The sequence below is a fragment of the Pseudomonas sp. PS01303 genome (genome assembly GCF_029959385.1).
In the GTDB taxonomy this organism is placed as follows: domain Bacteria; phylum Pseudomonadota; class Gammaproteobacteria; order Pseudomonadales; family Pseudomonadaceae; genus Aquipseudomonas; species Aquipseudomonas rustica.
Window position 1 is genome coordinate 20,161 of sequence record NZ_JASCPK010000020.1, and the last position, 24,792, is coordinate 44,952.

Here is a 24,792-nt window from a genome sequence, read left to right on the forward strand (position 1 = left end):
TTCCTTTCGTTAGCGAATCACTTTTTGGTGGTATCGGTCGCCGCGACTTTCTTGTCGGTGGTCGACGCTTTGGCTGGCGTGGTTTTCTTCGCCGGTGCCTTGGCCGGGGCTTTTTTCGCAGGCGCTTTGGCAGCGGCTTTCTTCGCCGGGGCTTTTTTGGTTGCCGGTACAGCGGCTTTCTTCGCGGCCGGAGCCGGAGTTACCGGTTTAGCCACTGGCTTGACGTCTTGCGCCGCCACCATGGTGACGGGTTTCGGTGCTGGCATGTTGTACTTGCTCAGCAGGGCAACCATGGTGTTTTGCGGAGTGACCAGCATCTCGACGCGACGGTTCAGGGCGCGACCTTCAACGCTGTCGTTGGCCGCACGCGGTGCTTCGGAACCCATGCCGCGCAGCATCAGACGATCACGCTGCAAACCGCTGAGGCGGAAAATCGCCGCGATGGCTTGTGCACGCTCCTGGCTCAGCTTGACGTTGGCTGGCGCGGAACCGCTGGTGTCGCTGTGACCGAGTACCAGCACAGCGGTTTTCGGATCGGCTTCGAGGATTTTAGCCACGCGAGTGAACGGGCCAAGGGTGACTGGCAACAGCATGGCCGGGCGATCCGGGTTGAACGAACCTTCTACCGGTGCGGTAACGACCAAGACGTTTTCACGGCGCTCGAGTTGCAGGTTGCTGTCCTTGACCGCTTCGCGCAGGCGCGGCTCGTAATCGTCGAGCCAGGCCTGGGTTACCTTCGGATCTGGCATCGGCACGGCTTTAGGGGTTTGATCGTCCTTGGCGCCGAACGGCCACCACCATTTAGCGCCCGAATCGGCCTCAGCCTTGGCCACGGCGACCGGTTTTTTCGCTTCAGGCGCGACTTCGGCTTTCATGTCAGCTTTGACGGCTTCGTCATCGGAACCGAACGGCCAGTACCAAGGGTTGCTGCTTTCAGACTTGGCAACCGGCGCGGTTGCGGCAGGTTTCAACGGGGCTGGAGCTGGCTCTTTGGCCGCGACTTTGTCGGAGGAACCGAACGGCCACCAGGTGCTGGTGCCTTCCGCATCGTTTTTTGGGGTCTGTGCGCAACCGGTGATCGCTACACACAGGGCCAGGGCGAGGGTCTTTTTAGATGACATTGAAAATCCACAAAATAAAGTAATGAAAAATCAGAGCACTTTCGCCCGGATAAACTGTCGCTTTGAATCGAAAAACTGCACGAGGTTCCGATGCAGAGACCTCGGGTGTTGCTTTATAGACAAGTGGCAAGTACCCGCGCGAGCTTCTGCGCGCGCGGATCCATCAAAACGTAAGGCCCAAGGGTATTTGTCACAAAACCAAACGCGACATCGTGCTCAGGGTCAGCAAAACCGATCGATCCGCCCGCGCCCGGATGGCCGAACGCCCGTGGGCCGAGGCCGTAGGTGGCGTTAGGCACATCGGGTTGGTCGAGCATGCAGCCCAGACCAAAACGGGTGCGGGTCAGCAGGGTTTTATCTTCGCCGAGGCTGTGTTCGCGGGTCAGCTCTTCGAGCATGTCGCTTTCCAGCAGGCTGCCGTCGAGCAACCCGGCATAGAAGCCGGCGAGGCTGCGCGCATTGCCGTGACCATTGGCCGCCGGTTGCTGCATGCGTCGCCATTCCGGTTTGTTGGTGCTGGTGAGCACCGACGGCGGATTGGTAAAGGCGCGGGTGCTCATGGCAGTCGGTTCACGCATAGTCACTTGCAGCAGACGTTGCGCGGCGGCATCGCCGGGATTGCCTTTGCCGCGCGCAATATGCGCCACGCGATGGAATTCTTCGTCAGCCAGACCCACGTGAAAATCCAGCCCCAACGGCTTGGCCACGCGGGCGACAATCGATTCGCCCGGGCCGCGACCGTCGGCACGTCGCAGCAATTCGCCGATCAGCCAGCCATAGGTGATTGCCGCGTAACCGTGGCCAGTACCCGGCGTCCACCATGGCGTTTCCGCCGCGAGGGCGTCGACCATGGTTTGCCAGTCGTACAGGGCTTCCGGCGCCAGCAATTCTCGCAGCGCCGGCAGACCGGCCTGGTGGCAGAGCAATTGGCGCAGGGTGATGGATTCTTTGCCGGCGGCGGCAAATTCCGGCCAGTAGCGGGCGACCGGCACATCGAGTTGCAACTTGCCTTCGGCGACCAGTTGCAGCGCGGTGACGGCAGTGAAGGTTTTGGTGCAGGAGAACAGGTTGGCGATGGTGTCGCTGTGCCAGGCCTCGGCGCCGTCCTTGTCGGCTGTACCTGACCAGAGGTCGAGGACGGTTTCTCCGCCGACCTGAATGCACAAGGCTGCGCCGCGTTCCTGGGGATCTTCGAACAGCGCGGCGAAAGCATCGCGCACCGCTTCGAATTGAAGCTCGTAATGTCCCTGAATCTGCACCCGCAACTCCCCCGCGAAAACGCTCTACAAAGTGGCCCGCATTGTTCCAGCCCTTGAGGGATTTGGGAACAGCTGCGGGCTAGACGGTTATTTCAGATTTTGGGTTGAGGCGACTGACGCCTTCGCGAGCAAGCTCTGCTCCTACAAGGGCAGCGCTAATCCGTAGGAGCAAAGCTTGCTCGCGAAGAACGATAACGCAGTATCACGCCTTAATGACCATTCCCCGAATGCCCACCCGCATGCCCGGCCCCCGCACCCTTGCCGGCCTCGCCTTTGCGGCCACCTTCAGCTTCATGCACCGGGGCTTTCTGCGCCTGCTGACCCAACTGATCCATCGCCTGCAAATTGCTCTTGCGCACGGTTTCAACAAACCCCTGATACGGCAGATCGGTCACGCCCACCAAACCAAAGTGACCATTCTCGCCATCGAGCAGACGCCCGGTCACCGGTTGATCCAGATACTGGAACCAGTGCACGCCGACGATCGACGGTTCGCTCAGTGCCTGCTTGAGGAAATTGGCATACGCCGGGCCACGGTCTTCTTCTTTGCTCAGTTGCGTCACGCCGCCCCAGAACGGGCCGCGATCAGCCGAGCCAAAGTTGAATTCGGTAATTAGCACCGGTTTGTCCAAAGCTCCCAGCGCAGCGAAGTCATATCCATCCTGTGGCTTGAGCGTATACATGTTGAAGCTCAGCACATCGCAATACTGCGCGCAGGACGCCACGGCTTCCGGGGTGCTGGTGGCGAAGCGACCGCCCAACAGCATCTGGTTGGGCGCGTGCCATTTCAGCGAATCGGAGATGGTCTTGAAGTAGGTGTCAGCGAAGACTTTCTGGAAATATTTGAAGTCTGCCTCGATTTCCGGGTGCTCGGGGTTCGGCAGCGGCGGCACGAACCCCGGGTCTTCCATCAATTCCCACGCCGGCAGATCAATGCCCCACGCCTTCGACAGGCCCGCCTGATTGCGATACTTGTCGCGCAATTGCTTGAGAAACGCACGTTTGGCCGGCACGTCGGTGGTCATTTTCAACGTACCGTAGGCCAGCGCGTAACGGGATTTAGCATCGTCGCCCGGACCCGCCCAGGCCAGTTCGTTGTCGGCGTAATAGCCGATCAACCATGGATCGTCGCGGTGATCGCGAGCAGCGATGGCCACGGCACGCTCGGTGGCCATGGCGAAACGCGGGTCGAACGGATCGGGCATGCCGCCCCACCAGTCGCTGCCGGTGCTGATGCTGGTGTAATCGCCGACGATCGACAGCGGCAAGGTGTACGGCACGCGCTCGGCTTCACTCAGCGAATCGGCGCTCCAGTTGCCGACCGTGTTGAAGCCCCAGGCTTGCAGGCGATCGAGCGTGTGGTTGGCCCACTGTTGCTCATTAATAGTTGCTTTGCACGGCGCGGCAGCCTTTTCAGTGGCCACTTGCACGGTTTCAGTCTTGGCCGCTTCGGCGACGCCTGACTTCGGCTCTGCCGGCACAGCGGCAGGTTCTGCGGCTTTGACGGCGGCGGTTTCAGTGGCTTCAGCCTTCGCCGCAGCAGCGACGCCGGATTTGCCTGCGCTGTCCGCTTTGCACGGTTCGCCGTACACACGCTGCAAGTTGGCGCCGTAGAAATCGTACCAGCGGCCATTGCCGTAGCCACGACCTTGATCAACACCATTGCCGCCACGGTTGTCGCCTTCACCAAAGTGACTGGCCAACGGCTCATCCGGTTTCGGCAAGGATTCGAACATGAACTCGCGACCTGCCACGTACGTCTGGCTGACGTCGGGGCTGACGGTGTTGACGCCCAGGGAGTAGAACGGATGCCCCTCAGGCGTGACCAGATACCAGCGGCCGTCACGCTTTTCAGTACGGAAGAAGCCGCTGGCCTTGAACGCCGGGCCTTTGTTCCAGCCACCAAACTTGTCCAGCGAGGACTTCTCGCGCTCGGCCAGCCAGGTTTTCAGCTGTTGCTGTTCCTTGGCGGCGGCGGATTTCAGTTGTTCGTCGCTGGCGACTTTTTCCGGCCATTTGCTGCGGGTCGATTGCCCGTAAGCGTCGACCAGATTGCCGTACACCGCTTGGCTGACCGACTCGCCGTCCTGCACGCCGAAACGCTCAAGCAGCAAGCTCTGCGCGACTTTCGGCTGATCCATCGACAGACTCACCGATACCACTTGGCTGCGATCAATCTCACCGCTGCTCGCGGCCAGCAAAATGCGCTGACCGTCGACGGTCATCGGCATCGGCGGCCCGGCTTTCATGCCTTGGCTCAGCGGCGTCGACGCCACCAGCGGCACCAGCAAGGTCTGCGCAGGGCCGGCCGGCAGATCGACGCGGCTGACCAGTGTGCGGCCGTCATTGCTCTGGATTTGCACACAGACCGTCACGGCCCAGTTCATCGCGCTCTGCAGACGCAGGCTCATCATGCCCGACTGCGACCAGTCCCAGGCACCGGTCTGCGGGGTCAGACGCAGGGTCGGACGGGCCACCGGGTTGAACGTCACCCGGCGCAGCACTTCGCCTTCTGCGGTTTGCTCAGCGTTGGCTTGCGGCAGATCGGTGTTTTCGGTGGTGACTTTGACCACGTCCGCCGGGCGGACAAAGTTGAACAGGGTCTGCTGACCGGCAGGCGCTGCCATCAGAGGGGCAGCGAAGATCAAGGCGAAAACGGCAGGCAGCGAACGGCGGATCATAAGAACGGAGTTCTCCCTAACGACCAATAATGGCCAATGGAAAAGCGATGACAGAGAGATAGACAACACGGCGGGCAAAACTGCCCACCGATGTCTCAGGATATTTCACGACGGAAGGGCGGCAACGCATTGAGGATCGCCTTGCCGTAGCGCTGGGTGACCAGGCGCCGATCCAGCAAGGTGATGGTGCCGCGGTCTTCTTCGGTACGCAGCAGACGACCGCAGGCCTGAACAAGTTTCAGCGAGGCGTCGGGCACCGAGATTTCCATGAACGGATTACCGCCACGGGCTTCGATCCATTCCGACAGCGCCGCTTCGACCGGATCGTCCGGCACCGAGAACGGAATCTTGGCGATGACCACGTGCTCGCAGTAGGCACCCGGCAAGTCGACACCTTCGGCAAAACTGGCGAGACCGAACAGCACGCTGGAATCACCGCCATCGACGCGCGCCTTGTGCTTGTTCAGGGTTTCCTGTTTCGACAGGTTGCCTTGAATGAACACTTGCTTGCGCCAGTCGCGGTCGAGGCCGTCGAACACGTCCTGCATCTGTTTGCGCGAGGAGAACAGCACCAGCGTGCCGCGCGAGCCTTCGACCAGATCCGGCAGATCACGAATGATCGCGGCGGTGTGCGCGGGAGCATCGCGCGGATCGGCTTTCAGATCCGGCACTCGCAGCACGCCGGCATCAGCGTGATGGAATGGGCTCGGCACCACGGCGGTGACGGCTTTTTTCGGCAGACCGGCGCGCATGCGGAAGCGGTCAAAAGTGCCCAGCGCGGTCAGGGTCGCCGAGGTGACGAGGCAACCGTAGGCGACGTTCCACAGGCTGCGGCGCAAAGTTTCGGCGGCCAGAATCGGGCTGGCGTTGACCTCGATGTCGAACAGCGAACCGCTTTCGGCCAAAGTCAGCCAACGCGCCATCGGCGGGCTGTCTTCCGGGTCTTCGGCGGTGAAGGCTGTCCACAACTCCCAGTTGCCGGAGGCACGGGACAGCAGGCTGCCGAACAGCGGATACCACTCTTCCGCCTGATTGCTGGCGATGCCGATGTTGACCTCACCGTCCATGCCTTCCTTGAGCAAGTCGGTCAGACGGGTGAACAGATCGTTGAGGCGCGAGAAGCCTTTCTTCAACTCGATGCCCATTTCGCGCATGTGCTCGGGAATCACCCCGGCGACGAACCGATGACGCGGCCGCTCACGGCCCTCGACGTCTTCGCCCGGTTTGAAATCGGCGACCTGTTCGCAGGCGCTGAACATGAACTGCTGCTGCGCCTTGATCTCCCGCGCCAGCTCCGGCACTTGCTCGATCAACTTGCCGAGATCGCCCGGCAGCGGATGCTGGGCGAGCAGTTTGGTGAGGTTCTTGGCGGTGGTTTCCAGCCAGTCGGCGGTGGAACGCAGACGCGTGTAATGGGCGAAGTGGCCGATAGCCTTGTCCGGCAGGTGGTGACCTTCGTCGAACACGTAAATGGTGTCACGCGGATCGGGCAGTACCGCGCCGCCGCCCAATGCCAGGTCAGCCAACACCATGTCGTGGTTGGTGACGATCACGTCGACCTTGCCCATGCCTTCGCGGGCCTTGTAGAAGGCGCACTGGCCGAAGTTCGGGCAATGACGGTTGGTGCACTGACTGTGATCGGTGGTCAGACGCGCCCAATCGGCGTCTTCCAGCGCATTCGGCCAGCTGTCGCGGTCGCCGTCCCATTTATTGCCGGCGAGTTTCTCGATCATGCTGGTGAACAGCTTCTGACTGGCCTCATCGACCTCGATCTTGAAGCCTTCTTCCTCGAACAGCTGCGCGGTGGCGGTTTGCGCGTGGCCTTCCTGCAAGAGCATGTCGAGTTTGGACAGGCACATGTAGCGGCCACGGCCCTTGGCCAGGGCGAAAGTGAAATTCAGCCCGCTGTTGCGCATCAGGTCGGGCAAATCCTTGTAGACGATCTGCTCTTGCAGCGCGACGGTCGCCGTGGCGATGACCAGACGCTTGCCGGCGGCTTTGGCCGTGGGGATCGCCGCCATGCTGTAGGCCACGGTCTTGCCGGTACCGGTGCCGGCTTCCACCGCAACAATTGCGGGGTCGCCACTGCGCCGGCCTTCGTCATCGGTGTCGATATCCCCGAGGACTTTGGCGATTTCAGCGATCATCAGGCGCTGGCCGTAACGCGGTTTGAGGCTCTTGGCTTCAAGAAAACGCGAGTAGGCGCCCTGGATCGTGGTTTTGAGTTCAGTGCTGATCATTGAGTGTCGGGCGCAAAAAACGCTGGATAAATTTTCAGTGGTTTGGATCGGCGGCTATCATACCCCGCGAATCGATCCTGCGCAGAACGGAGTAACCCAATGACACTTTTTAGCCTCGTCTACCCCCTGCATGTCCTGTCCGCCCTGGTGTGGGTCGGCGGCATGTTTTTCGCCTGGATGGTCTTGCGCCCCGCGGCCGTGAAGGCCCTCGACGGCCCTGCCCGGCTGTCGTTGTGGGTGGAAGTGTTTCAAGGTTTTTTCCGCTGGGTATGGGTCGCGGTGATCCTGTTGCCGATCAGCGGTGTGGGCATGCTGCATCTGCAGCAGGTCGGGTTTGAAACCGCGCCGAAATATGTGCAGGTGATGATCGGGTTGTACGTGGTGATGACGGCGCTGTTTATCCGCATTCAAGGGCTGATGCTGCCGGAATTGCGCACGGCGGTGGACGCCAAGGACTGGCCGACGGGTGCGGCGGTGTTGGGGCGAATTCGCCGGGTGGTGGGGATTAATTTGATTGTCGGGTTGGTGCTGGTGGCGATTGCGGCGGCGAGGCCGTGATCGTTCCCACGCTCTGCGTGGGAATGCCGCAAGGGACGCTCCGCGTCCGGTGACGCGGAGCGTCACGGGCTGTGTTCCCACGCAGAGCGTGGGAACAATCAGCCATGGATAGCGTGAGTCATCTCGGTCGGCTCCCTCTCCCTCCGGGAGAGGGCTAGGGTCTGCTTTTACAGGCGCTGAACAGTCACAGCCCCCGCCGCACCCACTGGCCCAGGCTGTCCATCCGCCCCGGCCTTGCCGTTCTTGCCACCATCGGCGCGGTACACCAGGCAGCCCTTGGACTTGCCGCCCTTGCCTGCCTTGCCGCCGACACCTGCCGGACCACCGTTGCCACCGGTCACATTGACCTTGATCAGCTCTGCAGGAAATTCACGCGGCACTTCCAGCCGCACCAACGCACCCGGTGCACCCGGCTGGCCGTCAGCGCCGTCACTGCCATCAAAACCGTGGCCGGCCGAACCATAAGTGCAGCCCGGGTCTTCACCGTTGCCGCCATCCAGACCGACAAACCCCGGCGCACCGGTGCCGCCACGGGCATCGACCAACAGTTGCGGCGCGTTCAACGCTTTGAATTGCAGATTCAGATTGCGCCCCGCACGCGCGGCTTTTTCGTAAGTACCGGGAGCACCGCGTGCGGTGATCTGGCTGCCTTCGCTCAATTCAGCGCGCGCCACTTTCATCTCCAGCGCCTGTTCGGCCGGGACGATGGCGATGCGTGCTTCATGACCCAGACGCAATTCGCCCACGGTCAGTTCGGTCACATTCGATGGAATCAGCAACGTGCCGTAATCAGCCACGTCCAGCCGTTCAAGTTGCAACGTGCTGGTAGTGTTGGGCAGGCGCATCAGCGAGTTGGTTTCAACCGTCACCACTTGGGCGCAGGCCAAAGGGCTGATGAATGCAGCGAGCAGGCAGAGTTTACGCATGGGAAGAAGCCTCCGGAGCGGCCGGGGCCGGGATGGTTTGCAGGTGGAATACGCCGAACAACAGGATGCGGCCACGGTCACGCCAAGGGTGTGGACGCCCCTTGAGGCTGCGATTGCACAGCAGCACTTCGAGCACGTGGATCAGCAACAACAGACCGCCAGCCAGATTGACCAGCAGGTGCAGCGGATGAACGAATGGCACCAGTTGATTGGCCAGCACCACGCAGCAGAACAGCAGGGTCAACAACCGCCCCAGCCCCCAGAACACTTTCATACGCTCCCCCGTGTTGCGAATTATTCTTTGGACGCACAGTAACGGCTTCTGCGGGGGATAAGCCAGAGGGGAAAAGAAAAAATCCAGACAAGTCGCCAAATGGCCGCCGGGTCAACGATGATCGAAGCCCGGCGGCTCTAGCCTGCGCCCTACAGACGCGTCCTAACGATTGATGTGCAATTCCACGCGACGGTTTTTCGCGCGGCCCTCATCGGTTGCGTTGTCAGCCACCGGTTCACTCTCGCCACGTCCTTCACTGGTGAGTTTGTTCGGCGACAGACCCTGACTCAGCAAATACGAAGCGACACTGCTGGCGCGACGTTCCGACAGTGCCTGGTTGTAAGCGTCCGAACCTTTGCTGTCGGTATGACCGATGACCTTGATGCTCACCACGTCGGCATTACGCAGTTTGTCCATCAGCGTATCGAGTTGGGCTTTGGCCGAAGGCGTCAGGTCAGACTTGTCAAAATCGAACAAGACATCGCCGGCATCACTGAGGGTGATGACTTCCGTTTGCGGCACAGGCTCCGGTGTTTTTTCGGTGACTGGATATTGCGGCAACGGGCAGCCACGGTGATCGACCGGGGTATTGGCCGGCGTATCGGGGCAACGGTCGCGGCGGTCGAACACGCCATCGTCGTCTTCATCGCCATCCTGGGCGTAACAGATCAGTCCGCCGGCAAGAATCCCCAGCGCTGCGCCGCCACCGGCCCAGCCGCCACTTTCAATGGCGCCAAGACCGCCACCGACCAAGCCGCCAAGAAGGCTGCAGACCGGCCACGTACGTTGATTGAGGGGTGCAGTGCCATCGCTGTGCGTGGCGCAACCGGTGAGCAAACTGCCTAGCAGCAGAACCGGCAAGACGGACCTTGAGAAAACACTCATTTGAAAGCTCCTGTGTCACCGGCCCATACCGGTTACACAGGAGTAAAGACCCGCATCCGCGACTGCACAAGCCGCGGATGCGAGGGGGCTAGCGTTGGATTTTGATTTCGGTGCGACGGTTTTGCGCGCGACCGTCTGCCGTTTTGTTGTCAGCGACCGGCTGGCTTTCACCCAGACCCGACACCGAAACGAAGCTGGCACGTGGCACGCCCTGCTGGATCAGGTACTCCACCACCGAGTGCGCACGGCGATCCGACAATTTTTTGTTGTAGGCATCGCTGCCCACGCTGTCGGTGTGACCAGTGACGGTCAGTTGTGCAGTCGAGGATTCCTGTTTCAGGCGCGTCGCGACTTTATCGAGCACTTGTTTGTCAGGGCTGGTCAGTGTGGCTTTGTCGAACTGGAAGTGCACATCACGAATAACGATGGTTTCTTCTTTGACCACTACCGCTTCTTCAACCACGGGGGCTGGAGCCGGTGGTGGGCAGCCGTCAGCATCGACCTGCACGCCTTTTGGAGTGCCCGGGCACTTGTCGCGGCTGTCCGGCACACCATCGCCGTCTTCGTCGCCATCACCGTGTACCCAGCAATACGCCGCTGCCGTACCGCCTACGATCAGCGCGCCGTAGCCCGCCCACGCCGAACTTTCCGTCGCGCCAAGACCGGCCCCGACGACACCACCGACCGCCGCACAGGTCGGCCAGTCGGTTTTCTGCAAACCTGCGCAACCCGTCAACACACTGGTTAGCAGAATCAAAGGTAATGCTGTCCGCACTATGCTCATCTGGTTTTCTCCTGAGGGATCGGCTTGAAACCGATTCAGGGAGTAAAGACCGGAGTTTTAATCTCCGCCAGCAATAGGCCACTGCTGTTTGCGACCGTGTTCACAGGACTTCGGCGCAATTGCCGCAAAGTCGCGGGACAGGGCTCTTTGCGGGCGTGATCAGGCAGGCTAGTCTTGGCGGTCTGATTGAGGAGCTTCGATGAACGTCGCCATTTCTTCCCGCACGCCGCAACAGGCGTTGGCCGCTTTGCTGGATCGCTACGCGCCGGCGCGTTTGCTGTTGATCGGCGCCAGCGAATTCCCGGCCCTGACTGCTTTCAAGGAGGCGCACCCGGATTCCGTTGTCGCCCACGCCGCCCCCGGTGCTTTGCCCGCCGAGCTGGCTGCGCAGCGTTTTGATCTGGCGCTGGTGGTCGATTGCCTGGAACATTTGCCCAAGCGCGATGGCCTGAATCTGTTGGGCGGGATTCGAAATTTAAATGCCAGCCGCATCGCGGTACTGGCAGATCTGTCGGCTTGCGGCTGGCAGGAAACCGATTTCTATTCGCTGGCCCTGCAAGCCAGCGAACGTTTTCAGCGCGACGATCAAGTGTTAACCCTGTTCACCTACGATCTGCTTGACTACAAACAAGTCCCCGACTGGCTCAACGCGCGGTTCTGGGCCAATCCGGAAAATTTCGGGAAATACTGGTGGTAATGCAATGAGTACAGCCATTTGCCCGTGCGGCAGCGGCAACCTGCTGGATGCCTGCTGCGGCCATTATCACGACGGCCTGCCGGCGCCGTGTGCCGAAGCCTTGATGCGTTCGCGCTACAGCGCTTATGTGCTGGGCCTGATCGACTATCTGGTGGCGACCACCCTGCCCGCTCAGCAAGCGGGTCTGGATCGGCAGTCGATCAGCAACTGGAGCGCGCAGAGCACCTGGCTCGGCCTGGAAGTCGAGAACTCGGAAGTCTTTGGTGGGCAGCCGGAACATGCGTTTGTGACCTTCACTGCGCGCTGGCACGACGATCAGGGTGAGCACAGCCATCGCGAGCGTTCCTCGTTTGTGCAGAACGCCGGGCGCTGGTATTTCATCGACCCGACAGTGCAATTGAAACTGGGGCGCAATGACAGTTGCCCGTGCGCCAGCGGGCAGAAGTTCAAGAAGTGCTGCGCGGGGTATTTCGGCGCTTGAGGTTGGAGATCAAAAGATCGCAGCCTTCGGCAGCTCCTACGGGGGACGCGATCTCCTGTAGGAGCTGCCGAAGGCTGCGATCTTTTAAGGCTAGACTGAGCACCAAAGGGAGTTATCACATGCTCGGTTGCAGGCGCACATTCCAATTCTTGATCCTCACGCTGTTCCTCAACCTCGGCGGCTGTGCCTCGTGGTTCAGCGACGACAGCGTCGATCCCGCCGTGCACTTGGTGAACGTCGAAGTGGTGCGGGCGAAACTGCTCGAGCAGAAATTCATCCTGCACTTTCGTGTCGACAATCCCAACGACAGCGACCTGACCGTGCGCGGCCTTGAATACCGCATTCATCTGGGCGATATGCTGTTGGCTGAAGGCGAGCATGAACACTGGTTCACCGTCGGGCCGAAGCACAGCGCGTACTTCAAGGTGCCGATCCGCACCAACCTGTGGCCGAAGGTCAAAGACGTGGTGAAACTGCTGAAAAAACCCGACCAGCAGATTCCTTATCGATTGCAGGGTGAAATGGAAACCGGTTTATTCATCGCCCACTACGTGCACCTTGAGCGCAATGGCGTGATAATCCCCGCCGATTTTATTCCGGAGCAACACCGATGACTCAGCAACCTCATGTCCATGGCCCTGACTGCAACCACGATCATGATCATGACCATCACCACGATCATGACCACGGTCACGTACACGGCCCGAACTGCGGCCACGCCCACCAGGAACCGGTGCGCAACGCCCTGAAAGACGTCGGCCGCAACGACCCGTGCCCATGCGGCAACGGCAAGAAATTCAAGAAGTGCCACGGGGCGTGATGCTCTGGGCGGAGAGCTTCTTCGCCTGATCTGACGCCTTCGCGAGCAAGCCCGCTCCCACAGTTGACCGCGTTCCTTCAGTTGGAATGCATTTATTGTAGGAGTGAGCCTGCTCGCGATTGCGGTGTGTCAGTTAATGAATACCTGACAAACTGCTATCGCGAGCAGGCTCACTCCTACAGTTGACCGCGTTCCTTCAGGTGGAATGCAATCCCCTGTGGGAGCGAGCCTGCTCGCGAAGAGGCCCGCACATTCACCAACAATTTCAGCCCGCCGCCAATACCTGCGCCGCACTCACCACCGTCGCATACTCCCCCTGCAAATTCCCCAACGACATCCCGTGCACCTCTTCAGCCGTCCGCAACGTGCCGAAATAATCGGCCTTGTCGAAGGTAAAGCACGCATCCTCCGCCACCCACGTATCAAACCCCAGATTCCCCGCCGAACGCGCCGTCGATTCCACCGAGTTATTCGTCGCCACGCCAACAATGATCAACTGCCCAACCCCCGCCTCACGCAAACGCGCCGCCAGTCCGCTGGCACAAAACGCATCCGGCACTTGTTTCTGAATCAGCCATTCAGCGTCCTGCGGCAAGAACCGTTGCTGAAACTCCACGCCTTCCTGCTCAGGCCAAAACACCGAGTCCGGTTCGCGCGACAGATGCTGCACATGAATCACCGGCCGTCCGCTGCGCCGCCAGAACCCCAGCAGATCAACAATTCTTTCTTCCGCCTGAGGATTATTCCGTCGCCCCAAACGTGGCTGCAGGATGCCTTTTTGCTGGTCGATGATGATCAGTGCTGCGTTGGCCTGAAGCTCCATGGCGATTTTTCTCACGGGCGGGTCATTGAATTCTGCGCAGTTCAGCATCACCTCCTGATAACAGGCAAGCTATCGAACGCACACGGGATCACCTGACGCTGGCGTTTGCTGTCCGCACGTAAGCCATTTTCTGATTTGGAGCTTTCCATGATCGACCTGTATTACTGGACCACCCCCAACGGCCACAAGATTTCCCTGTTCCTCGAAGAAGCCGGCCTGCCCTACAAGGTTCACCCGATCAATATCAGTCAGGGTGAGCAGTTCCAGCCCCACTTTCTGAAAATTTCCCCGAACAACCGCATCCCGGCGATCGTCGATCATCAGCCGGTTGATGGCGGCGAGCCGTTGTCGGTGTTTGAATCCGGGGCGATTCTTCTGTATCTCGCGGAAAAAACCGGCCAGTTCTTGCCCAAGGATCTGCGCGGGCGGCAAACCGCGTTGCAGTGGTTGTTCTGGCAGATGGGCGGATTGGGGCCGATGGCCGGGCAGAATCATCATTTCAGCCAGTTCGCGCCGGAGAAAATTCCTTACGCGATCAAGCGCTACATTGATGAAACGGCGCGGTTGTACGGCGTATTGAACAAGCAATTGGCGGATAACGAGTTTGTTGCTGGCAGTGAATACAGCATTGCCGACATGGCGATTTATCCGTGGATCGTCTCGCACAAATGGCAGAGCCAGAACCTTGAAGACTTCCCGCATGTGCAGCGCTGGTTCAACCACATCAAGGATCGCCCGGCGACGGTGAAGGCCTATGCGCTGGTGCAGAAGATCAATCCGCCGAAATCCTGAACCGACCTGATTTGTAAGGCGGTCGAGTAAAAACTGTGGTGAGGGGATTTATCCCCGACCGGCTGCGTAGCAGTCGCAAAACCTGCAAATGCGGTTTAACTGTCAGACCGCGTTGACCGGATTAGGGCCGCTTCGCAGCCCGTCGGGGATAAATCCCCTCACCACAAGTACTGGACTCGACTTCCAGGTTGCTGTTTATCAGACAAATCTTGAAATAACCCCCACCCCCGCTTGCGCGGCACCCTCCTGCTCACTAACGTAGCGCCTTTACTGACGCTACCCCCCGCAGGAGCTTTGCCATGGCCTCGCCAGCCCTTACTCATTTTCTTCCCCGGTTCGGCGTTGCCGCAGCAGTGGCCGGTGTTTTGGGCCTGTCCGGTTGCCAGACCTGGAACGCTCAGGACACCCTCCCGCCAACCTCCGGCGTGCAACCGCTCAAGGGCCTGGCGCAGAATGTTTCGGTGCGACGCAATGCCATGGGCATGCCGTTGATCGAAAGTAATACCTTCCATGACGCACTGTTCAGCCTCGGCTACGTCCACGCCAGCGACCGGATCAACCAGATGGTCACCCTGCGCCTGCTGGCTCAGGGCCGTCTGGCGGAAATGTCCGGCGCCTCGATGCTCGACGCCGACCGCTACATGCGCGCGGTCAATCTGAAGAAAAGCGCCGCCGAGTTGTACAAGGCCTCGTCGCCACGCCTCAAGCGTTTCTTTGAAGTCTATGCGCGGGGCGTCAACGCTTACCTGTTCCGCTACGCCGACAAGCTGCCGGGCGACCTCGCTTCCAGCGGCTACAAACCCGAATACTGGAAACCGGAAGATTCGGCGCTGATTTTCGCCCTGCTGAACTTCAGCCAATCGGCCAACCTGCCGGAAGAAATTTCCTCGCTGGTGCTCGCGCAAACCGTGACCACCGACAAACTCGCCTGGCTCACCCCGTCGGCGCCGGACGAAAACCTGCCGCTGGCCGAAGCCGACAAGCTGCAAGGCCTCAAGCTCAACGGGCAGATCCCCGGCCTGACTGAATTGAGCAGCGCCAGCCAGCAGCTGTCGATGCTGAACCTCTTGGGCGCGACGTCTTCGAACAACTGGGCGATCGCCCCGCAACGCAGCCGCAGCGGTAAAAGCATTCTCGCCAGCGACGCCCATGGGCCGCTCGCCGCGCCGTCGCTGTGGAGCTTCGTGCAGATCCGCGCACCGAAATATCAAGCCGCCGGCGTCACCGTTGCCGGTTTGCCGCTCGTACTGGGTGGTTTCAACGGCAAAGTCGCCTGGAGCATGACCAGCGTGCTTGGCGACAACCAGGATCTGTTCCTGGAAAAAATCCGTCGTCAGGGCAGCAGCCTGACCTACGAGGTCAACGGCAAATGGCAGCCGCTGGGTGTGCGCAACGAAACCTACTTCGTCAAAGGTCAGCGACCGATTCGCGAAGCGGTGTACGAAACCCGTCACGGTGCGTTGCTCAACAGTGCACAGGCAGCGGCGCAAGGCAGTGGCTACGGGCTGGCTTTGCAGACGCCGAGCTTCACCGACGATAAATCGCTGGATGCATTTTTCGATCTGACCCGCGCGCAAACCGTGGAACGTGCCTCGGACGCCAGCCGTGAAATCCGCGCCATCGCCCTGAATCTGGTGTTCGCCGATGCGAGCAACATTGGCTGGCAAGTCACCGGGCGTTTCCCTAACCGTCGCGAAGGCGAAGGTTTGCTGCCCTCGCCGGGCTGGGAAGGTCGTTACGACTGGGACGGTTACGCCGACCCGATGCTGCACCCCTACGATCAGGATCCGGCGCAAGGTTGGCTCGGCACCGCCAACCAGCGCGTGATTCCTCACGGTTACGGCATGCAGCTGTCGAATTCGTGGGCCGCACCGGAACGTGGCGAACGCCTGGCCGAACTGGCCGGCAGCGGCAAGCACGACAGCCGCAGCGTGATCGCCATGCAATACGACCAGACCACCACGTTTGCCGCCAAGCTGAAGAAAGTCTTCGAAGCGCCGGGCATGAAGCAGCCGCTGAAGCAGGCGATCGATGCCCTGCCGGAAGCCGACCGCAGCAAGGCCCGAGAGGCGTTCACACGGTTGATGGCGTTCGACGGCAAGCTCAGCCCGACCTCGGCGGACGCGGCGATTTATGAGCTGTTTCTGCAAGAAAGCATGAAGCAGATATTCCTCGACGAACTCGGCCCGGAATCGAGCCCGGCGTGGAAAGCATTTATCGCCAACGGCGATTTGTCCTACGCGGCACAGGCCGATCATCTGTTGGGGCGTGAAGACAGTCCGTTCTGGGACGACATCCGCACAGCGCAGAAAGAAGACAAAGCGCTGATTCTTGCCCGCAGCCTTGCGGCGGCGATCAGCGCTGGCGACAGTCAGTTGGGCGGCGATCACCGGGCCTGGCAGTGGGGCAAGTTGCACAGCTATGCCTGGAAAAACAGCAATGGTCAGACCGTGCGCGGCCCATTGGCGGCGGGCGGCGATCACACCACGTTGAACACGTCGGCATTCGCTTGGGGTCAGGACTTCAACACCACGCGCGCGCCGTCGATGCGCTTTATCGTCGACTTCGGCCAGACCGAACCGCTGATGGGGCAGAACGGTACGGGGCAATCGGGCAATCCGCAGAGCCCGAATTACCTGAACGGGATTGATCAGTGGTTGAAGGGGCAATACATCGGCTTGCCGATGCAGCCGCAGAACTTTGAGCGGGTGTATGGCAAAACCCGTTTGACCCTGACTCCCGGGAAATAAACCTGACGTCAAAAGCCCCTCACCCTAACCCTCTCCCGGAGGGAGAGGGGACTGATTGGGGGTGGCTGCAGAACTATGCCGACCTGAAGGTGCTGTGCTGAATCCGGGATTTGCTCGGTTCCTGCAGTGCCGAAACCATAATCGACCCGGTTTTTCAGGTCGATGTCATTCGCCAGACACCTCGGTCGGCCCCCTCTCCCTCCGGGAGAGGGCTGGGGTGAGGGTGGCGCTTCAAAGTCGATAGAACTTCCAGCCCAGCGCCAGCCTCATAGCTAACAAGCCCCCCATTGTGGTCACGCCATGGACCTTGTTATCGCGCGTCCCGAAGGTCTTTATTGCCCTGCGGGTGATTTCTACATCGACCCCTGGCGCCCCGTCGAGCGCTCGGTGATCACCCATGCCCACGGTGATCATGCGCGCACCGGCAATCAGCATTACCTGTCCAGCAGCGCCAGCGAAGGGATTCTCCGCGCGCGTCTGGGTCAAGACATCAACCTGCAAACCCTCGACTATGGCCAACGCCTCACCCACCACGGCGTCACCCTCAGTTTCCACCCGGCCGGCCACGTGCTCGGTTCAGCACAAGTGCGCCTCGAATACGGTGGCGAAGTCTGGGTCGCGTCCGGCGATTACAAGATCGAACCGGACGGCACCTGCGCCCCCTTCGAACCGGTGCGCTGCCACACCTTCATCACTGAATCGACCTTCGGCCTGCCGATCTATCGCTGGCAGCCGCAAGCGCAGGTGTTCAGCGAAATCAATCAGTGGTGGTCAGCCAATATCGCCGCCGGCAAGGCCAGCGTGCTGTTCTGTTATTCGTTCGGCAAAGCCCAGCGAATCCTTCACGGCATCGACGAAAGCCTCGGCCCGATCCTCAGCCACGGCGCGGTCGAGCCGCTGAACCGTGTGTACCGCGAGGCCGGCGTATACCTGCCGCCGACGATCTACGCCGGCGACGTCAGCAAAAACGATCCGCTCATGCGCCAAGCCCTGGTCATCGCTCCGCCTTCTGCTGGCGGCAGTAGCTGGATGCGCCGTTTCGGTGATTTCAGCGACGCCTTCGCCAGCGGCTGGATGCGCTTGCGCGGCACCCGTCGGCGGCGTGGTGTCGATCGTGGTTTCGTTCTTTCCGATCACGCCGACTGGCCCGGCCTGTTGTGGGCGATCAATCAAACCGGCGCCGAACGCGTGATGGTCACCCACGGCTCAATCGGCGTGCTGGTGCGCCACTTGCGTGAGCAAGGCCTCGACGCGCAAGGCTTCAACACCGAATACGGCGATGACGAGGAAGACAACATCGCCGCCGAACCCACCGTCGCCGAGACTCCCACATGAAAGCCTTCGCCGAGTTGTACGCCGAGCTCGACGCCACTACTTCAAGCAACGCCAAACTCGCAGCGATGCAGGCCTACTTCGCCCAGGCTGCACCGCAAGACGCGGCATGGGCGGTGTATTTTTTGTCCGGCGGACGGCCTCGGCAGTTGGTGCCGGTGCGGATTCTGCGCGAGATTGCCGTGGAAATGTCGGGCCTCGAACCGTGGCTGTTCGAGGAGAGCTATCAGTCGGTCGGCGATCTGGCGGAAACCATTTCGCTGGTGCTCCCGGAGAATCCGCACAGCTCTGAAGCCGGCCTCGCCGAATGGATCGAAGAAAAGCTGCTGCCGCTGCGTGGTGAAACACCCGAGTTTTTGAGCAGGCAACTGCCAACGCTGTGGGCGCAACTCGATCGATCAAGCCTGATGCTGTGCATCAAACTGATCACCGGCAGCTTCCGCGTCGGCGTGTCGAAATTGCTCGTCACCCGCGCGCTGGCCTCAATGGCTGGCCTGGACAGCAAACGCGTGGCGCAGCGACTGGTGGGTTACACCGACCTGTCGAACCGCCCGAACGCCGCCAGTTACCTGAAACTGATCGCCCCAGAATCCGCCGACGAGCACGCACAGCGCGGCGGTCAGCCGTATCCGTTTTTCCTCGCTCACGCGTTGTCGCAACCGGTTGAAGAATTTGAAGCGCTGATCGGCCCGGCGAGCAATTGGCAGATTGAATGGAAATGGGACGGCATCCGCGCGCAAGTGGTCAAACGCGACGGCAAATTGTGGGTGTGGTCACGCGGCGAAGAGCTGGTCACCGAGCGTTTTCCTGAACTGGATGTGCTGGTGCACGGCTTGCCGGATGGCACGGTGATCGACGGCGAAATCGTTGTGTGGAAAAGCACTCACCCGACCACCGAAGACGCCTTCGATCCGCAATCGACAGAGCCGCCAGCGGTGCAGCCGTTCGCCCTGCTGCAACAGCGCATCGGCCGCAAAACCCTCGACAAGAAAATCCTCGAAGAAGTACCGGTGGTGGTGCTCGCCTACGACTTGCTCGAATGGCAGGGCGAAGACTGGCGCAACCAGCCGCAGGCCAAACGTCGCGCGCAACTTGAAGAGGTCATTCCAAGGTGTAACAGTCCGGTGTTGCTGTCCTCCCCCGTGCTGACCGGCAGCGACTGGTTCGACCTCGCCCGCCAGCGCGAAGCCTCTCGGCGACTGGGTGTGGAAGGCATGATGCTCAAGGCGCGGGATTCGCTGTATGGCGTCGGACGCACCAAGGACATGGGGGTGTGGTGGAAGTGGAAGGTTGATCCGTTCAGCGTCGACGCGGTGTTGATTTATGCGCAGCGCGGGCACGGTCGGCGCGCCAGTTTGTACAGCGATTACACCTTTGCCGTGTGGGACGGCCCGCCGGAGTCGAGCCAGCGGGCGCTGGTGCCATTTGCCAAGGCGTATTCGGGGCTGACGGATGCGGAGATGCGTCAGGTCGACAGCATTGTGCGCAAGACCACGGTGGAGAAATTTGGGCCGGTGAGTAGCGTGAAACCGAGTCTGGTGTTTGAGCTGGGGTTTGAAGGGATCGCGTTGTCGCGGCGGCACAAGAGCGGGATCGCGGTGCGCTTCCCGAGGATGTTGCGCTGGCGGCAGGATAAAACCGTGGAAGAAGCGGATAGCCTCGCGACCTTGCAAGATCTGTTGGCCTGATTCATTGCCCGGTGACAACGCAAAACCCTGTGGCGAGGGGATTTATCCCCGTTCGGCTGCGAAGCAGTCGTAAAACCTGAGTATGCGGTCTTCCAGTAGAACTGCTGGGGGCCGCTTCGCAGCCCAACGGGGATAAATCCCCTCGCCACAATGGTTTGTTGCCATGACATCGAACCAGGTTGGTGCAGCGTTATTCATGTGCCCATTTCCGGGCATTCAATCGCCCTCATCCCTCCCCGCCCAACCTTTTAAAACACTTGTTCGGGACTATGGTTCGGAAATTGCTACTTTCTATAGGTCGTACGCGTTCCAGTAACAATAATTCTGCGCCACAAGCGCTCATATTGGTTCTTAGGGATTGAATAATGAAAAAAGCATTGCTGACCCTTTCTGCACTGGCGTTGTGCATGGCCGCTGGCTCCGCGCTGGCCAAGGAATACAAAGAGCTGCGCTTTGGCGTTGACCCTTCGTATGCACCGTTTGAGTCGAAAGCGGCCGACGGCAGCCTGGTGGGCTTCGACATCGACCTGGGCAACGCGATTTGCGCCGAACTGAAGGTCAAGTGCAAGTGGGTCGAAAGTGACTTCGACGGCATGATTCCGGGCCTCAAAGCCAACAAATTCGACGGTGTGATCTCGTCGATGACCGTGACCCCGGCCCGCGAGAAAGTCATCGACTTCTCCAGCGAGCTGTTCTCCGGCCCGACGGCTTACGTGTCGAAAAAAGGTTCGGGGATCACCGCCGACGTTGCATCGCTGAAGGGTAAAACCGTTGGCTACGAGCAAGGCACCATTCAGGAAGCCTACGCCAAAGCCGTGCTGGACAAGGCCGGCGTGAAAACCCAGGCCTATCAGAACCAGGATCAGGTGTATTCCGACCTGACCTCCGGCCGTCTCGACGCCGGTATCCAGGACATGCTGCAAGCCGAACTGGGTTTCCTGAAGTCGCCACAGGGCGCCGACTATGACGTCAGCAAGCCAGTCGACAACGAATTGCTGCCAGCCAAAACCGCTGTCGGTATTAAGAAAGGTAACACTGAGCTGAAGGCGCTTTTAGATAAAGGTATCAAAGCGTTACACGATGACGGCAAATACGCCGAGATTCAAAAGAAACACTTTGGCGATCTGAATCTGTACAGCGGCAAATAATGCCTCGGCGCCCATCTTCGATGGGCGCCTTTTCCATCCGCTCAGGTTGCTGATTTATGTTCGAAACCCTCCTGCAAAATCTGGGGCTCTCTGCCTTCAGCCTCAAGGGCTTTGGTCCATTGCTGCTGGAAGGCACCTGGATGACCATCAAATTATCGGCGTTGTCGCTGCTGGTGGCCGTGTTGCTCGGCCTGCTCGGCGCCAGTGCCAAACTGTCAAAAATCAAACTGGTGCGCCTCCCCGCCCAGCTCTACACCACGCTGATTCGCGGGGTGCCGGATCTGGTGCTGATGCTGCTGATTTTCTACAGCCTGCAAACCTGGCTGACGTCCCTGACCGACTACATGGAATGGGAATACATCGAGATCAACCCGTTCAGTGCCGGGGTGCTGACCCTGGGCTTCATTTATGGCGCGTATTTCACCGAGACTTTCCGTGGCGCGATTCTCGCGGTGCCGCGCGGCCAGGTTGAAGCTGCCACCGCCTATGGCCTCAAACGCGGCCAGCGCTTTCGCTACGTGGTGTTCCCGCAAATGATGCGTTTCGCCCTGCCCGGCATCGGTAACAACTGGATGGTGATGCTCAAGGCCACCGCGTTGGTGTCGATCATCGGCCTCGCCGATCTGGTCAAAGCCGCGCAGGACGCCGGTAAAAGCACCTATCAACTGTTCTACTTTCTGGTACTCGCCGCGTTGATTTATCTGCTGATCACCAGTGCGTCGAACTTCATTCTGCGCTGGCTCGAACGCCGTTATGCCGCCGGTTCCCGGGAGGCCGTACGATGATCGAACTTCTGCAGGAATACTGGCGCGCCTTCCTTTATACCGACGGCCAGAACATCACTGGGCTGGCGATGACGATGTGGCTGCTCACGGCCTCAATCGTTATCGGTTTCCTTGTGTCGATTCCGTTGTCGATCGCGCGGGTGTCGCCGCACTTCTACATTCGCTGGCCGGTGCAGTTCTACACCTACCTGTTCCGCGGCACGCCGCTGTATATCCAGTTGCTGATTTGCTACACCGGGATCTACAGCCTTGCCGCCGTGCGTGCGCAGCCTTTGCTCGACAGCTTCTTTCGCGATGCGATGAACTGCACGATCCTCGCTTTCGCCCTCAACACCTGCGCCTACACCACGGAGATTTTCGCCGGGGCGATCCGCAGCATGAACCACGGCGAAGTCGAAGCGGCCAAGGCCTATGGTCTGACAGGCTGGAAGTTGTATGCCTACGTGATCATGCCGTCGGCCTTACGCCGTTCGTTGCCTTACTACAGCAACGAAGTAATCCTTATGCTGCACTCGACCACGGTGGCTTTCACCGCGACCATTCCCGACATCCTGAAAGTCGCGCGGGACGCCAACTCGGCGACCTTTCTGACCTTTCAGTCGTTCGGCATCGCCGCGCTGATCTACCTGACCATTACCTTTGCGCTGGTCGGCCTGTTCCGCCTTGCCGAACGCCGATGGCTGGCCTTCCTCGGCCCGACTCACTAGGACCGGCCCCAGAAAAAAAGAGATGCCAATGCGCCACCTGATCCATGACTTGCTGGCCCCGCTGCCGGGGACTGCGCGACAGATTCACAGCTTCCACTTCGGCCCGGAGCAGGCCAAGGGCAAGGTTTACATTCAGTCTTCGCTGCACGCCGACGAACTGCCGGGCATGCTCGTCGCCTGGCACCTCAAGCAGCGACTGGCGGAGCTGGAGGCCGCCGGCCGCCTGCGCAGCCAGATCGTGCTGGTGCCAGTGGCCAACCCGGTCGGCCTCGAACAAGTGCTGATGGACGTGCCGCTGGGCCGTTACGAACTGGAGAGCGGGCAGAATTTCAACCGCTGGTTCGTCGACCTCAGTGAAGAGATCGGCAACGCCATCGAGGGCAAGCTCAGCGACGATCCGCAGCACAACCTCGAACTGATCCGCAGCCATCTGCGCGACGCCCTCGCCCGCCAGACCGCCACCACGCAACTGCAATCCCAACGCCTGACCCTGCAACGGTTGGCCTGCGATGCGGACATGGTGCTGGACTTGCACTGCGATTTCGAATCGGTGGTGCACCTCTACACCACACCCGAAGCGTGGCCGCAGGTCGAACCGCTGGCGCGCTACATCGAATCCCAGGCGAGCCTGTTGGCCACCGATTCCGGCGGCCAGTCGTTCGACGAATGCTTCACCCTGCTGTGGTGGCAACTGAAGGAACGCTTCGGCGAACACTTCGAGATTCCGCTCGGCAGTTTTTCGGTGACCGTCGAGTTGCGCGGTCAGGGTGACGTCAATCACCCGATGGCCAGCCGCGACTGCCAGGCGTTGATCGACTACTTGATTCAGTCCGATGCGATCGTTGGTGAAACCAAACCGCAACCGCCGCTGCCGTATCCCGCTACACCACTGGCGGGCGTGGAACCGGTTACCACGCCGGTCGGCGGCTTGCTGGTGTACACGGCGGTTGCCGGCCAATACCTGGAAGCGGGGCAGCAGATCGCCGAAATCATCGACCCGATCCACGACCGCATCACTCCAATTCATAGCTCGACTGCCGGGCTGATGTACGCCCGCTCGCTGCGCCGCATGGCCACCGCGGGCATGGTCATCGCCCACGTGGCGGGCGCCGAAGCCTATCGCAGCGGCTACCTACTTTCGCCTTGAGGATGTCTGTCCCATGTACAAACTGACCGTTGAAGGCCTGCACAAAAGCTATGGCGACCATCAGGTGCTCAAAGGCGTTTCGCTCAAGGCCAAGACCGGCGACGTGATCAGCCTGATCGGCGCCAGCGGCTCGGGCAAAAGCACCTTTTTGCGCTGCATCAACTTTCTCGAACAACCCAACGACGGCGCCATGAGCCTCGATGGCCAGACCATCCGCATGGTCACCGACCGCCACGGCATGCACGTCGCCGACGCCGATGAACTGCAACGTTTGCGCACGCGACTGGCGATGGTGTTCCAGCATTTCAACCTGTGGAGCCACATGACCGTGCTGGAAAACATCACCATGGCCCCGCGCCGGGTGTTGGGTTGCAGCAAGCAGGAAGCCGATGATCGCGCGCGGCGTTATCTGGACAAGGTCGGTTTGCCGGCGCGGGTGGCGGATCAGTACCCGGCGTTTTTGTCCGGTGGTCAGCAGCAGCGCGTGGCGATTGCCCGGGCACTGGCGATGGAGCCTGAGGTGATGCTGTTTGATGAACCGACGTCGGCGCTTGACCCCGAGTTGGTGGGGGAAGTGTTGAAGGTGATTCAAGGTCTGGCCGAAGAAGGCCGAACCATGATCATGGTCACGCACGAGATGAGCTTCGCCCGCAAAGTCTCCAGCCAGGTATTGTTTCTGCACCAAGGCCTGGTCGAAGAAGAAGGCGCCCCCGAAGACGTGCTCGGCAACCCGAAAAGCGAACGCCTGAAACAATTCCTCAGCGGCAACCTCAAGTAACCCCGGTTCCCCTGTAGGAGCTGCCGAAGGCTGCGATCTTTTGATCTTGTTTTTCACAATCAAAAGATCGTCTGATCGCGGCCCGAGCCTTCGGCAGCTCCTACAGGGGTTCGCGT

23 protein-coding genes are annotated in these 24,792 nt (G+C 60.4%); 14 read left to right on the plus strand and 9 right to left on the minus strand.

Annotated features, from left to right (window positions below; translation table 11 throughout):
* Positions 1-17: 17 nt before the first annotated feature.
* The 4 genes from QMX93_RS08945 to dinG form a co-directional block, all read right to left on the minus strand.
* Positions 18-1,121, minus strand: a complete 1,104-nt coding sequence (locus QMX93_RS08945) for an OmpA family protein (protein ID WP_282354778.1) — start codon at positions 1,119-1,121, stop codon at positions 18-20.
* A gap of 113 nt (positions 1,122-1,234) precedes the next feature.
* Positions 1,235-2,380: a serine hydrolase domain-containing protein gene (locus QMX93_RS08950; protein ID WP_053117808.1), complete on the minus strand. Its 1,146-nt coding sequence runs from the start codon at positions 2,378-2,380 to the stop codon at positions 1,235-1,237.
* A 209-nt stretch (positions 2,381-2,589) separates the two neighbouring features.
* The gene (locus QMX93_RS08955; RefSeq protein ID WP_282354782.1) at positions 2,590-5,061 is read right to left on the minus strand and encodes a beta-galactosidase; all 2,472 of its coding nucleotides are present in this window, start codon (positions 5,059-5,061) and stop codon (positions 2,590-2,592) included.
* A 95-nt stretch (positions 5,062-5,156) separates the two neighbouring features.
* A complete protein-coding gene (dinG, locus tag QMX93_RS08960; protein WP_008085357.1) occupies positions 5,157-7,301 on the minus strand; it encodes an ATP-dependent DNA helicase DinG in 2,145 nt (714 codons plus the stop codon).
* A 99-nt stretch (positions 7,302-7,400) separates the two neighbouring features.
* Between dinG and QMX93_RS08965 the strand changes: the two genes are divergently transcribed.
* Positions 7,401-7,859, plus strand: a complete 459-nt coding sequence (locus QMX93_RS08965) for a DUF2269 family protein (protein ID WP_282354791.1) — start codon at positions 7,401-7,403, stop codon at positions 7,857-7,859.
* A gap of 167 nt (positions 7,860-8,026) precedes the next feature.
* On the opposite strand, the gene QMX93_RS08970 is transcribed toward QMX93_RS08965, so the two are convergent.
* From QMX93_RS08970 to QMX93_RS08985, 4 genes are all read right to left on the minus strand, one after another.
* On the minus strand, positions 8,027-8,785 hold the full coding sequence (locus tag QMX93_RS08970) for a collagen-like protein (protein WP_282354794.1): 759 nt from the start codon (positions 8,783-8,785) through the stop codon (positions 8,027-8,029).
* Positions 8,778-9,059: a DUF1145 domain-containing protein gene (locus QMX93_RS08975; RefSeq protein WP_053117797.1), complete on the minus strand. Its 282-nt coding sequence runs from the start codon at positions 9,057-9,059 to the stop codon at positions 8,778-8,780. The genes QMX93_RS08970 and QMX93_RS08975 overlap by 8 nt, the downstream gene beginning before the upstream one ends.
* Before the next feature lie 162 nt (positions 9,060-9,221).
* Positions 9,222-9,944, minus strand: coding sequence for an OmpA family protein (locus QMX93_RS08980; protein WP_053117796.1), 723 nt, complete (start codon positions 9,942-9,944; stop codon positions 9,222-9,224).
* Positions 9,945-10,032: 88 nt separating this feature from the next.
* Positions 10,033-10,728 (minus strand): OmpA family protein, encoded by a 696-nt coding sequence (locus QMX93_RS08985; RefSeq protein WP_053117794.1) that lies wholly within the window; start codon positions 10,726-10,728, stop codon positions 10,033-10,035.
* A 199-nt stretch (positions 10,729-10,927) separates the two neighbouring features.
* Between QMX93_RS08985 and QMX93_RS08990 the strand changes: the two genes are divergently transcribed.
* From QMX93_RS08990 to QMX93_RS09005, 4 genes are all read left to right on the plus strand, one after another.
* On the plus strand, positions 10,928-11,425 hold the full coding sequence (locus QMX93_RS08990; protein WP_159815023.1) for a DUF6231 family protein: 498 nt from the start codon (positions 10,928-10,930) through the stop codon (positions 11,423-11,425).
* Positions 11,426-11,429: 4 nt separating this feature from the next.
* Positions 11,430-11,906: a YchJ family protein gene (locus QMX93_RS08995; protein WP_282354807.1), complete on the plus strand. Its 477-nt coding sequence runs from the start codon at positions 11,430-11,432 to the stop codon at positions 11,904-11,906.
* Positions 11,907-12,025: 119 nt separating this feature from the next.
* Positions 12,026-12,520, plus strand: a complete 495-nt coding sequence (locus QMX93_RS09000; protein ID WP_212545297.1) for an LEA type 2 family protein — start codon at positions 12,026-12,028, stop codon at positions 12,518-12,520.
* Positions 12,517-12,726, plus strand: coding sequence for an SEC-C metal-binding domain-containing protein (locus tag QMX93_RS09005; RefSeq protein ID WP_008083915.1), 210 nt, complete (start codon positions 12,517-12,519; stop codon positions 12,724-12,726). The genes QMX93_RS09000 and QMX93_RS09005 overlap by 4 nt, the downstream gene beginning before the upstream one ends.
* 265 nt (positions 12,727-12,991) lie before the next feature.
* Here the strand turns inward: QMX93_RS09005 and QMX93_RS09010 are convergent, their stop codons facing one another.
* A complete protein-coding gene (locus QMX93_RS09010) occupies positions 12,992-13,549 on the minus strand; it encodes a cysteine hydrolase family protein (RefSeq protein WP_282354866.1) in 558 nt (185 codons plus the stop codon).
* Positions 13,550-13,696: 147 nt separating this feature from the next.
* Here QMX93_RS09010 and QMX93_RS09015 point away from each other — a divergent pair, with 147 nt between their 5' ends.
* The 9 genes from QMX93_RS09015 (at position 13,697) to QMX93_RS09055 (ending at position 24,676) form a co-directional block, all read left to right on the plus strand.
* Positions 13,697-14,341, plus strand: a complete 645-nt coding sequence (locus QMX93_RS09015) for a glutathione binding-like protein (RefSeq protein ID WP_053117786.1) — start codon at positions 13,697-13,699, stop codon at positions 14,339-14,341.
* A 299-nt stretch (positions 14,342-14,640) separates the two neighbouring features.
* Positions 14,641-17,091 carry a penicillin acylase family protein gene (locus QMX93_RS09020; RefSeq protein WP_282354814.1) on the plus strand — a complete coding sequence of 817 codons (2,451 nt, stop codon included), beginning with the start codon at positions 14,641-14,643 and terminating at the stop codon, positions 17,089-17,091.
* A gap of 300 nt (positions 17,092-17,391) precedes the next feature.
* Positions 17,392-18,426, plus strand: a complete 1,035-nt coding sequence (locus tag QMX93_RS09025; RefSeq protein ID WP_212549559.1) for a ligase-associated DNA damage response exonuclease — start codon at positions 17,392-17,394, stop codon at positions 18,424-18,426.
* Positions 18,423-20,111: an ATP-dependent DNA ligase gene (locus QMX93_RS09030; protein WP_282354817.1), complete on the plus strand. Its 1,689-nt coding sequence runs from the start codon at positions 18,423-18,425 to the stop codon at positions 20,109-20,111. The genes QMX93_RS09025 and QMX93_RS09030 overlap by 4 nt, the downstream gene beginning before the upstream one ends.
* Before the next feature lie 365 nt (positions 20,112-20,476).
* A complete protein-coding gene (locus QMX93_RS09035) occupies positions 20,477-21,259 on the plus strand; it encodes a transporter substrate-binding domain-containing protein (protein ID WP_008083900.1) in 783 nt (260 codons plus the stop codon).
* Positions 21,260-21,315: 56 nt separating this feature from the next.
* Positions 21,316-22,044, plus strand: coding sequence for an ABC transporter permease (locus QMX93_RS09040; RefSeq protein ID WP_008083898.1), 729 nt, complete (start codon positions 21,316-21,318; stop codon positions 22,042-22,044).
* Complete coding sequence (locus tag QMX93_RS09045; RefSeq protein WP_008083897.1) at positions 22,041-22,751, plus strand: ABC transporter permease; 711 nt, start codon at positions 22,041-22,043, stop codon at positions 22,749-22,751. The genes QMX93_RS09040 and QMX93_RS09045 overlap by 4 nt, the downstream gene beginning before the upstream one ends.
* Positions 22,752-22,779: 28 nt before the next feature.
* Positions 22,780-23,898 carry a succinylglutamate desuccinylase/aspartoacylase family protein gene (locus tag QMX93_RS09050; protein WP_212545300.1) on the plus strand — a complete coding sequence of 373 codons (1,119 nt, stop codon included), beginning with the start codon at positions 22,780-22,782 and terminating at the stop codon, positions 23,896-23,898.
* Between the two features lie 13 nt (positions 23,899-23,911).
* Complete coding sequence (locus tag QMX93_RS09055) at positions 23,912-24,676, plus strand: ATP-binding cassette domain-containing protein (RefSeq protein WP_008083895.1); 765 nt, start codon at positions 23,912-23,914, stop codon at positions 24,674-24,676.
* The last annotated feature ends 116 nt before the right edge of the window (positions 24,677-24,792 follow it).